At 69.3% G+C, this 10,862-nt stretch carries 11 protein-coding genes; 9 read left to right on the forward strand and 2 right to left on the reverse strand.

What is annotated here, in order from left to right:
* Nucleotides 1-12: 12 nt before the first annotated feature.
* Nucleotides 13-921 carry a LysR family transcriptional regulator gene (locus tag ABZ016_RS38675; RefSeq protein WP_356921440.1) on the forward strand — a complete coding sequence of 303 codons (909 nt, stop codon included), beginning with the start codon at nucleotides 13-15 and terminating at the stop codon, nucleotides 919-921.
* A gap of 315 nt (nucleotides 922-1,236) precedes the next feature.
* On the opposite strand, the gene ABZ016_RS38680 is transcribed toward ABZ016_RS38675, so the two are convergent.
* Complete coding sequence (locus tag ABZ016_RS38680; RefSeq protein ID WP_356921441.1) at nucleotides 1,237-2,961, reverse strand: acyl-CoA dehydrogenase family protein; 1,725 nt, start codon at nucleotides 2,959-2,961, stop codon at nucleotides 1,237-1,239.
* 92 nt (nucleotides 2,962-3,053) lie between these two features.
* Nucleotides 3,054-3,626, reverse strand: a complete 573-nt coding sequence (locus ABZ016_RS38685) for a PadR family transcriptional regulator (RefSeq protein WP_356921442.1) — start codon at nucleotides 3,624-3,626, stop codon at nucleotides 3,054-3,056.
* Between the two features lie 496 nt (nucleotides 3,627-4,122).
* Here ABZ016_RS38685 and ABZ016_RS38690 point away from each other — a divergent pair, with 496 nt between their 5' ends.
* From ABZ016_RS38690 to ABZ016_RS38725, 8 genes are all read left to right on the forward strand, one after another.
* Complete coding sequence (locus ABZ016_RS38690; protein ID WP_356921443.1) at nucleotides 4,123-4,320, forward strand: ferredoxin; 198 nt, start codon at nucleotides 4,123-4,125, stop codon at nucleotides 4,318-4,320.
* 2 nt (nucleotides 4,321-4,322) lie between these two features.
* Entirely contained in the window at nucleotides 4,323-5,594 is a 1,272-nt protein-coding gene (locus ABZ016_RS38695) for an FAD/NAD(P)-binding oxidoreductase (protein WP_356921444.1), read from the forward strand.
* A 14-nt stretch (nucleotides 5,595-5,608) separates the two neighbouring features.
* On the forward strand, nucleotides 5,609-6,844 hold the full coding sequence (locus ABZ016_RS38700; protein ID WP_356921445.1) for a cytochrome P450: 1,236 nt from the start codon (nucleotides 5,609-5,611) through the stop codon (nucleotides 6,842-6,844).
* 5 nt (nucleotides 6,845-6,849) lie between these two features.
* On the forward strand, nucleotides 6,850-7,719 hold the full coding sequence (locus ABZ016_RS38705; protein ID WP_356921446.1) for an SDR family oxidoreductase: 870 nt from the start codon (nucleotides 6,850-6,852) through the stop codon (nucleotides 7,717-7,719).
* A complete protein-coding gene (locus tag ABZ016_RS38710; RefSeq protein ID WP_356921447.1) occupies nucleotides 7,706-8,098 on the forward strand; it encodes a carboxymuconolactone decarboxylase family protein in 393 nt (130 codons plus the stop codon). The genes ABZ016_RS38705 and ABZ016_RS38710 overlap by 14 nt, the downstream gene beginning before the upstream one ends.
* 73 nt (nucleotides 8,099-8,171) lie before the next feature.
* Nucleotides 8,172-8,825, forward strand: a complete 654-nt coding sequence (locus ABZ016_RS38715; protein WP_356921448.1) for a TetR/AcrR family transcriptional regulator — start codon at nucleotides 8,172-8,174, stop codon at nucleotides 8,823-8,825.
* Between the two features lie 167 nt (nucleotides 8,826-8,992).
* Nucleotides 8,993-9,568 (forward strand): IS607 family transposase, encoded by a 576-nt coding sequence (locus ABZ016_RS38720; protein WP_356921449.1) that lies wholly within the window; start codon nucleotides 8,993-8,995, stop codon nucleotides 9,566-9,568.
* Nucleotides 9,561-10,862: IS200/IS605 family accessory protein TnpB-related protein (locus ABZ016_RS38725; RefSeq protein ID WP_356921450.1), on the forward strand; the 1,302-nt coding region annotated here is incomplete at its 3' end. The genes ABZ016_RS38720 and ABZ016_RS38725, both read left to right, overlap by 8 nt.

Raw genomic sequence — 10,862 nt, forward strand, 5'->3', positions numbered from 1 at the left:
CATACTGACGCGATGGAACTGACTGTGTGGCAGGCCTTCGTGACCGTGTGCCGCCTCGGGTCGCTGTCGGCGGCGGCCGCCGAGCTCAACCACACGCAATCGGCCGTCTCCCGGCAGATCGCGGGGCTGGAGCGGCAACTCGGCGTATCACTCCTGGAGCGCCATCCCCGAGGTGTGCGTCCGACGCCTGCCGGCGAGGCGTTCCGGCACCACGCCGTAGCCACCCTCAACGAGGCCGACCGTGCTGTCCGCGCCGCACGAGAGGTTCACGACGGGACGTTTCGCCGGCCGCTTGCCGTCGGCGCCGCCCCTTCACTTGCCTCCGGGATCGTCCCCGAGGCCCTCAGGGGCCTGCTGAAGGAGGCCGGATCCATCCCGTGGAGCCTGGTACCCGGCCTGAGCGCACCGTTGCACCAGCGCGTGATCGACGGCGATCTCGACATCGCCGTCGTCACCGATGCACCACCCGGGCTGCCCCAGGACCCGCGGGTCGAACGACGGTTCCTCGGACTGGACGGCATGGTCGTCGTCCTGCCCGTCGGCCATCCGCGGGCCGGGAGCGGCCCGGTACCCATTCAGGCGCTGGCCGACGAGACGTGGGTCGAGGACAACGACGGCTCGGCCGCGCTCCTGCGTCAGCACGCCGCCCGCGCCGGAGTCAGCGTCCGTATCGACCTCGGCGCGGCTGATCTGCACGGCAAACTGGCCCTGGTCGCCACCGGTCACGCCATCGCGCTGATACCCGGGGTGCTGACGTGCGCGCTGCGGACCGACGTCACCACGGTGAGCCTCGTCGATCCCCCGACCCGCGGCATCTACACGATCACACCGCACCGCGACCCCCACCCCTGCGCAGCGCCGCTCCACGACCAGCTCGCCGTGGCGTTCGCTTCCCCCCTCCTCGGGGAAGTCAGAGGGTAACGATGTGCGACGGGCCGCCGCTCCGCTTTTGGCAGCGATGCGTGGACGATGCCCCCAGGCTGCCGGGCAGCCTTGTGAGTTGCTGGTATGAAGCCAAGCCTGCAGTCCGGTGGTCGATCCGCAAACCCGGTTACCAACTCCCGCCCGACGGGACGAGTTCTCAGTCGCCGGCCACCTCTCTGACGGACGCGTGGGGCGATGGCGTCGCTGAGGCCGCCGCGCGTAGCCCTTGCCAGGTCCCGCTGGCGCGAAGCCGAACCCTGGCCGACCGGTGGCCGGGCCGCGGCCCGGCCACCGGTGATGGATGCGGCGCGCCTACGGGGCCATCTCGTACGTGCCGGACAACGCCTCGACCCGCTGCCAGACACGCTCCGTGCGCGCCTCGTCGACGACCGGCCGCCGGACCGAGGCCAGCGCCCACTCCTGCTGCTGCTCGGTCGCCGAGTCCTTGCCGTGCAGTTCGACGGCGTGCCCGGAGAAGTCCCGTACGAGGACGGCGAAGAGTTCGTCGAGGACGTCCTCGTCGAGTCCGGTCAGGCCGGCCTGCTCCAGGACGAGCTGCCCGTGCACGACGAGCGCGAAGAGCTGGCCGATCGCGAGGACGAGGTCGAGATCGCGGCTCTGCTCCGCGTCGGGGGCGGCTGTGGCGACGAACTCGCAGAGCGCGTCGGCCTGCTCGCGCAAGCGAGCGACGTTGGGCAGATGCGCGTACGCCTCGAAGGCCGGGCGCCAGTCGTGGAAGCGCACCGAGCCCAGGCCGCGGGCCGGTCCCTGCCGGAACAGGAAGTCGTCGTCGGCCGCGTCGAGACGGGTCGGCACACTCCGGTACTCGGCCGGGTCGAGGAGGTGGTTGCGCATGAACTTCAAGATCAGCGCAAGGTTGACGTGGACCGTGCCCTCCAGCTTCGGCAGACCGCGGATCTCCACGGCCGCCTGGCTGAAGTAGTTGTCCTTCTCGAAGCCCTTGGCGGCGATGACGTCCCACATCAGGTCGATGACCTTCTCGCCTTCCGTGGTCACCTTCATCTTCGTCATCGGGTTGAAGAGCAGATAGCGACGGTCGTCCGGGCCGGCGGAGCGGAAGTAGTCGACGGCGCGGTCGCTGAACAGCTTCATGCCGACGAGCCTGACGTACGCGTCGGTCAACTCACGCCGCACGTGCGGGAACGCGGTGACGGGGCGGCCGTAGAGGACGCGGTTGTGGGCGTGGGTGACGGCCTCGTACATCGCGTGTTCGCAGATGCCGATCGAGGCGGTGCACAGGTTGAACTTGCCGACGTTGACCGTGTTGAGGGCGGCGTCGAAGGCGGCGCGGCCGGTGTGCAGGATGTCCTCGGCCGCGACGGGATAGTCCTCCAGGCGGAACTCGCTGACGAACTTGGACGAGTCGACGACGTTCTTGACCAGGTGGTAGGCCGGATGACGGCTGTCGGCGGCGAAGAACACATAGCCGTCGGCGCCTTCGACGTCGGTACGGCGACCGAAGACGGAGACGAGTCCGGCGGCGTTGCCGTTGCCTATGTAGTACTTGGAGCCGGTGGCGCGGAAACCGCCGTCGCCGTCCGGCTCGAGCAGCATGTCGGTGGAGTAGATGTCGGCGCCGTGGGCCTTCTCGGACAGGCCGAACGCGAACACCTCTCCCTGGGCGAGGAGTTCGGCGGCGCGGGCGCGGGCGGCGGCGTTGTCGCTCTGCCAGACCGGGCCGAGGCCGAGGATGGTGACCTGCCAGGCGTACCAGTAGTCCAGGCCGTAGAAGCCGAGGATCTCGTTGAGCGCGGCGATACGGGCGGTGTCCCACCGCTTGTCCGGCTCCCCCTCCCCAGCACTGGACACCGGCGTCAGGAACGTGGCGAACAGGCCTTCCTTCGCGGCGAAGGCGAGGAAGTCACCGAGCCATGCGCGGGTCCGGTAGTCCTCGATCAGCTGCCGCTTCCCGCGCTGCTCGAACCAGTCGACGGTGGCACGCAGCAGGCGGCGTGTTTCGGGGTCGAAGTGCTCGGGGTCGTAGGTGCGCGGGTTGAAGAGCAGGTGGTCAGCCATGGTGAGGACCCCTTTCGGCTGGTCGGCGGATGGGAATCGAGAGGTGGGGCGGCCGGCGAGGAGCAGCAGGGGCGGCCCGTGCGGCGGCGCGGTCAGTGGCCCGGACCGAATCGGGCCAGCGTGGCGAGCACGTCGTCCAGCCAGCCGATCATCATCCGCTCGTAGGCGATGCCGCCGCGCAGCACGACGTGCTGGAGCTCCCGCTCCGCGTCCAGCGGTGCTTGCGGAGCCGCCGCGACCGCTTCGGGACTCGTGAAGTCCCGCTCCTCACCTGCCAGATAGTGCGCCAGCCGGTCCCGGTGCGCCTGCCGGTGCCGCTCCACCTCGCGGATGAGGGCGGCCGGGTCGTCGAAGGCGGCACCCCGGATCTTCACCGCCAGGTCGTGGCGGACGCTCTCCGGCTCGATCGGATCGTGCAACCACGAGGACAGCGCGGCCCGGCCGAGGTCGGCGACGGAATACTCCTTCTTGTCCGGCCGTCCCTGCTGCGGGACGTCCCGGGCTTCGACCCAGCCGTCGTTCTCCATGCGCTTCAGCACGCGATAGATCTGCTGGTGGGTCGCGGTCCAGAAGTAGCCGATGGACCGTTCGAAGCGCCGGGCCAGCTCATAGCCGGACCCCGGCTTCTCCAGGAGCGACACCAGGATCGCGTGTTCGAGCGCCATGACGACGATCGTGCTATGCAACTCGTTGCATAGCAAGTCTCACCCGTTCCGATGCGACGCGGCTCACGCCCGCACTTCGCGAGGACGATGAATTCGAGGTGGTCGGGGAGGCGGGGGAGCGGTGGTGCCCGCACACTTCGTCTCCGCCGTTGGTCAGGACGGAGTGGCACCATGGCGCACCCGGTCGCAGTGCGTGGTGAGACTCGGAGCGGATCAACCCCCCATCAATGCGCCGTGATGGCCCTTTGACCTCGCAGAACACCCGCGCGGACCGCCTGAGGTTGTTGTCGATCGGTTTTGGCGTGCCCGGAAGCCGGACGGTGGACGCCGAGGCGACGAAGTGTGCGCAGTTCTCCGGCACTTTCGTTCGGGCAATCCACATGCTCCTTCCGCACTCGAAGACTTACATCTGTAAGGTGACACTCGTAAGGTGTCGGATGAAAGGTCGGCGGTCTCGCGCCGACTCGCCGGCTTGGCTGTCGGAAGGGCAAGTGGCATGAAAATCACTGTTGACGAACCCAAGTGCTGCGGAGCGGGCCAGTGTGTGTTGGTGGCCCCGGACGTGTTCGACCAGCGTGACGAGGACGGCATCGTGGTCCTGCTGGACGCGGAGCCTCCGGCGGATCTGCACCTCGCCGTGCGGGAGGCGGCTCAGGTGTGCCCGGCCGCGGCGATCACTATCGAGGAGGGCTGAACGTGTCGGCCGCGACGGGACTTCACCGGCTTGTCGTGGTCGGTGGTTCGGCCGCGGGGCTGGGAGTCGCCGAGGAGGTTCGCCGCCGCGGCTTCACGGGCGACGTGGTCATGGTCGACGGGCAGCCCGGCCTGCCGTACGACCGGCCGCCGTTGTCGAAGCAGTTGCTGGCCGGGGAGTGGGAGGTCGAGCGGCTCCTGCTGCGCCCGCAGGAGCAGTGGGACGCTCTGGGCATCACCCACCTGCCCGGCACCGCTGCCGTACGGGTGGACGCCGATGCCTCGACGGTGAGTCTCGCCGACGGTGGAGAACTCGCGTACGACGCCTTGGTGATCGCCACCGGCGCTGCGGCAGTGCATCCTCCTTCCCTCGGTGCCGGCTTGCACGGTGTCCAGGTGTTGTGGAACCTGCCGGACGCCCTCCGCCTGCGCCAAGCCCTCGGGCACGGCGGACGGCTGGTCGTCGTGGGTGCCGGATTCGTCGGTGCGGAAGCCGCGGCGGTGGCCCGGGGGATGAACGTTCCTGTGACGATGGTCGACCCGCTTCCCCTCCCCATGGTCAATGTGCTGGGAGAGGAAGTGGCGGGCATGCTCGAGTCCCGTCACCACGCCGCCGGCGTCGACCTGCGGTGCGGCCGGGGAGTCGTCGGGGTGCTCGCCGAGAACAACCGGGCCACGGGCGTCGTGCTCGACGACGGCTCCGTGGTCGAGGCGTCCACCGTCCTCGTCGCGGTCGGCGCCCGTCCGGCGGTGGGCTGGCTCGCCGGATCCGGCGTGCCGCTCGGGAACAAGGAGCGGGACGGCGTCGAGGGTGTGCTGTGCGATGCGCGGGGCCGGGCCGCGGAGAGGATCTGGGCTGTCGGCGACGTGGCCGCCTGGCTGGGCCCCGCCACGGACCGCCACATACGCAACGAGCACCGGCTGGCCGCCACAGAACAGGGACGTGCGGTCGGCGCGGCCATCCTGGGCGGCGAACCGGCCGCCCCCGCGTTGCCCTACTTCTGGTCCGACCAGTACGACCTGAAACTCCAGTCCTACGGCTCCACGGGGCGACAGATGGCCTTCACGGTCGTCGAGGGCTCCCTGGAAGAAGGACGGTTCGTCGGGGTCTACGGCCACCGTGACGTCGAGGGACGCCCTCACCAGGTCGACGGCGTGCTGGGCAACGGCATGGCACGGTCCTTGCGCACCTGGCGCCAGGCCGTACTGGACCGCGCGCCCTGGCCCGCCACCCCCGCGTGCGCAGTTCCCGCCATCGCAGCATCAGATCTTTGATCGAGAAAGACGACATGACGACGACCGCAGCAGAACTCCCCGCAGCCGACGAGGCACCGTTCTTTCCGGCTCCGCGCAGCTGTCCCTTCAGCGAGCCGCCGCAGTACACCGAGTTCCGGGAGGCCGGCGGACTGCACCAGGTCACCATCTGGAACGGCACCCGGCACTGGCTGGCGACCCGGCACGCGGACATTCGCGCCGTACTGTCCAGTCCGTCCTTCAGCGCCGACGTACGCAACCCCGACTTCCCCCTGGTGCACTCCAACCAGCCCGAGCACGAAGGCGGGCTGTTCCTGCGCCTGGACGACCCCGAACACGCCCGGCTGCGGCAGATGCTCACCAAGGAGTTCAGTGTCAAGCGCACTCAGGCGATGCGCGACCAACTGCTGCAGATGACGGACGAGTTGATCGACGCGATGCTCGCCAAGGGTGGCCCGGTCGACCTCATCCAGGACTTCGCCCTGCCGATGCCCTCGCTCGCCATCTGCACCATCCTCGGGGTTCCGTACGAGGACCACGACGTCTTCCAGCGGCACGCGAACGCCGGCACCGACCTGGACATCAGTCACGAAGAGCGCGCGCGGACGCAGAGCGAGGCGTTCGAGTACTACACGGCTCTCGTCGAGCGCAAGCGCCGGGAGCCCGCGGACGACATGATCAGCCGCTTGCTGTCCGATCACGAGGGGCCGGGCGGTTTCGCGCCGGAGATGATCCCCGCCCTGGTCGGGCTCCTGGTCGGCGCAGGGCACGAAACCACCGCGAACATGCTCGGCCTGGGCACCGTGGCCCTCCTGCTCAACCCGGACCAGCGCGACCGCCTGCGGGAACACCCCGAGCTCGCTCCCAGCACAGCCGAGGAGATGCTGCGTTACTGGAGCATCGTCTCGACCGATCCGCGGCGGGTGGCGACCGAGGACGTGGAGATCGGCGGGCAGCTCGTACGCAAGGGCGAGGGGGTCATCGTCTCGCTGATCGCCGGCAACCGGGACGGACGTGCCTTCGGCGCGGGCGAGGGAGAGTGCCCGGCGGACCAGCTCGACATCGGCCGCAGCGCTCGCCACCATGTGGCCTTCGGCTTCGGTTCCCACCAGTGCCTGGGGCAGAACCTGGCACGGATCGAGATGCAGGTCGCCTGGCCGCGCCTCTTCGAGCGCATCCCCGACCTGCGTCTCGCCGTGCCCGAGGACGAACTGCCGTTCAAGAAGAACAGCATCGTGTACGGCCTGACGTCCCTGCCCGTCGAGTGGTGAGCGGCATGCAGGACGAGCGGACATTCGCCGTCGGCGGACATGCCGACGGGCGTGGCACCCGTATGACAGGAAAGGCGGCGCTGGTGACCGGCGCCGGCAGCACGGGTGACTTCCTGGGCACCGGGGCGGCCACCGCGCTGCTGCTGGCGGCCCAGGGAGCCACCGTGGGCATACTCGACATCAGCGCGGAGCGCGCCGAACACACACGCGAACGCATCGAGGGCGCCGGCGGACGGGCGATCGCGCTCACCGCGGACATCACCGACGAGGCGGCGGCGGGCGCGGCGGTCGACGAGTTCGCCGCCCGCGCCGGGCGCCTGGACGCCGTGGTCAACAACGCCGGCATCAGCGGGGAAGGCGACGTCATGGATACCAGCCGCGCGGGCTGGGACCGGGTCTTCGCCCTGAACGTCACGGCCGCCATGCAGGTGGCCCGCGCCGCTCACCCCCACCTTGTGCGAGGTGGTGGCGGATCCGTCGTCAACATCTCCTCCATCGCGGCGCTGCGTGGTTTCGGCAGTGGTGCGTACGGACCCAGCAAGGGCGCACTGCAGTCGCTGACCACCGACCTCGCCTACAGCTGGGGGCCGGACCACATCCGCGTCAACTGCCTCGTCCCGGGCCACCTGCACACCCCTGTCGGGGAACACGGCGGCGCGGAGGGACGGCGGATGCGCAGCGCGGCCAACCTTCTCGGTCTGGAGGGCACAGCCTGGGATCTGGCCTGGGCCGTTCTCTTCCTCGCGGGCGTGGAATCGCGCTGGATCACGGGCACGGTGCTCCCTGTCGACGCGGGCACCACCACGACCACGGTGCTGGGGATGCTGCCTCGCATGCGTGATGCCCAGGGAAAGGAGAACGATGACCGGCAGTGAACCCGGTGAGCGCCGCGCTGCCGGCGAGCAGGTCGTACGGGAGATGTTCGGCGAGACCTTCCTGCAGAAGAACATGGTCGCCCCCGCCGAGGGGACGGGCCCCGGAGCGGACATGGCCCGGCTCGCACTGGAGCAGTGCTTCGGCGAGGTCTGGTCTCGTCCGGGCCTGGACCGGCGCAGTCGTAGTCTGGTCACGCTGGGTGTGCTCATGGCCCTGGGCCATCAGTGGGAGGTGCGCAATCACGTCCTCGGTGCTCTCGCCAACGGTCTGACCTCCGAGGAGATCCTTGAGGCCGTGCTCCAGACCGCTCCGTACATAGGGCTTCCCGCCGCCGGCCAGGCCATGACCACCGCCGCCCGCGCGCTCGAGGAGGCGTAACCGCGGTGCCTTGCGGGGCCACGGCCACGATGGTGTATCCCCGCAAGGCGTCGGCTCCCGCAGAATGAGAGGCATGAACCAGGACACCGCAACCAGCACCGACACCGCCCGCAGACGTAACCCCCGCGGCCAGGGCGATCGGCTCCGCGCGGAAATCCTGGCCGCCGTCGCCCGTCTTCTCGACGAGAAAATCACCGACAACGCCCTCCCGGTGTCCCTTCGGGAGGTCGCGCGGGAAGTCGGCATCGCGGCCCAGAGCATGTATCTGCACTTCGCGGACAAGGACCAACTCGCCCACGCGGTTGCCGAGGACGGATACCAGCGGGTGGTCGCAGCGATGCGCGAGGCCGACACCCGGGCGGCGGATCACGGAGCCGATGCCAGCGAACGCCTCCGCGCCCAGGCGAACGCCTTCTGTGCCTTCGCCGTCGCCGAGCGCGGAGTCATCCGCATGATGTTCGGCCACGATGCATCGAGCTTCGGTGAGCCCGGTCAGGAGCACCCTGCTCGTGTTCTCTGGCAGCAGTGGGTGGACGCCGTGCACGCCTGCGAGGGCGAGGGACTGCGCTGGCCGGACGGCGCGGAATCAGCCGCTCTACTGCTCTGGTCCGCGCTCTTCGGCCGGTTCGCGCTGTGGACTTCGACCTTCGGACGGCACGACCAGAGCGAGCTCACCCTCTTCGTCGATCGCGTCGTCGACGCTGTCCTGCGTGACGGAAACAGGTGACCGGCCAACGGAGTCCAGCGCGTGACCTCGCCCCGCATCCGTGCTTCCAGCCCGCACCGGTGGGTGGGATCCCGGCGCAGGTGCCGTCGTGAGGGGTTTTCACCCGTTGGCCTTTGAGGTCGAGTAAGTGAGCGTAACCATGTGTGAGTGATTGTCGTTGTCGGAGTGTGAATCTGACGGAGTGGGCGAAGATGCAGGGTGTGCATCCGCAGACCGCGTATCGCTGGTTCCGTGAGGGGACGTTGCCGGTACCGGCTCAGCGGGTCGGGCCGCGCACGATCCTGGTGAACATGGAGACCAGCGCCGCTGCGGGAGCGGTGGGCGGTCTGGGCTTGTATGTTCGCGTCTCCTCGCACGATCAGAAGGGCGATCTGGAGCGGCAGCTGGCCCGGTTGTCCGGGTGGGCGGCCAAGGCGGGCGGCAGGGTCGTTCGGGTCGAGTCCGAGATCGGCTCGGGTATGAACGGCAGTCGCAGCAAGGTCCGTCGCCTGTTGGCCGATCCGGGCGTGACCTGCGTGGTCGTGGAGCACAAAGACCGGCTCGGCCGCGTGAACGTTGAACTCGTCGAGGCTGCCCTGTCCGCACACGGCCGCCGTCTCGTCGTGCTGGATGACGGCGAGGTCGAAGATGACCTGGTGCGGGACATGGTGGAGGTGCTGACGTCGTTCTGTGCCCGCCTGTATGGGCGCCGGTCGGCGAAGAACCGGGCCAGGGCTGCGTTGGCTGCCGCTGAACGTGGCTGACTCCAAGTTGCGGGCCATTGAGGCGCCGTTCGTGGTGCTCGGGCCGTCCGGGGTGGCGATCCGTGACCGGCTCAAGCACCTCACACCCGAGGATGAGAAGGTCTTGCGGCTCGTCGGCAGTCATCTGGGCACGCTGGCCGGGCGGGATCTCAAGGCCCGATGCCAGGCTGGGCTGGACCACGACACCGACGCCTGGGCGGAGCGCAAGCGCGCTCTGACCGGGGAGTCGTCGTCGAGGTGGGCCGGTTCGATCACGAAGGCCACGCACGATCAGTGGGCTCTGTCCCGCCGGGCTCAGCTCGCGCATATCCAGAACCTCGAGGCAGGGGTGCGCACGGTCGCGCACGGCCTGTCACTGCCGGTCGGTGAGAGGGGAAGCGGACGGGCACCGGGCGGATACCGCAGCGCGCAGGAGTGGTTCGCCAAGGCCCGTCGCCTCCACCTGCTGGAAGACCGGCTGGAGGCCGCACGCGCGGACCGTGAGTCAGGAGTCGTGCACGTGGTGCGGGGAGGGAAGCAGCTGGCACGCCACCGGCACAACCTTGAGGCGGCCCAGCTCACCGAGACCTCCTGGCGTCAGGAATGGGAGGCCGAGCGGCGGTTTCTTCAGGCAGAGGGGGAGTCCGGGAAGCGATTCGGGAATGAGACGATCCGCCTCACCCCGGACGGCGAAGTGAGCATCAAGCTCCCGGCACCGCTGGCGCACCTGGCCAACGCCCGGCATGGCCGGTACGTTCTCACGGGCACGGTGCGGTTCCCGCACCGAGGCGATGCCTGGCGCGATCGCATCACCGCGAACCGGGCTGTGGCCTACCGCATCCACGAGAACGTGGAGCGGGGCCGCTGGTACGTGACGGCGTCGTGGACGATTGCCCCGGTCAAGACCGTTTCACTGGACGCTGCACGTGCCGGCGGCATGGTCGGGGTGGACACCAACGCCGATCATCTCGCCGCCTGGCGGCTGGACGAGCACGGCAACCCGATCGGTGAGCCCCGCCGCTTCCACTACCAGCTCGACGGCCCCGCGGATCATCGTGACGCACAGGTCAGGCAAGCCCTCATCCGACTCCTGCACTGGGTTGTCCGGCACAGCCTGAGCATCGCGATCGAGGACCTGGACTTCACGGCGGAGAAGACCCGAGAGAAGCACGGCCGCCGCAAGAAGTTCCGCAAGCTGATCTCCGGCATGCCCGTGGCCAAGCTGCGTGCCCGGCTCGTGTCCATGGCCGCCGAACTCGGCGTGACCGTGGTCGCAGTCGATCCCGCGTACACCTCGAAGTGGGGCGCCCAGCAC

Source organism: Streptomyces sp. NPDC006372, from assembly GCF_040612515.1.
Taxonomy (GTDB): Bacteria; Actinomycetota; Actinomycetes; order Streptomycetales; family Streptomycetaceae; genus Streptomyces.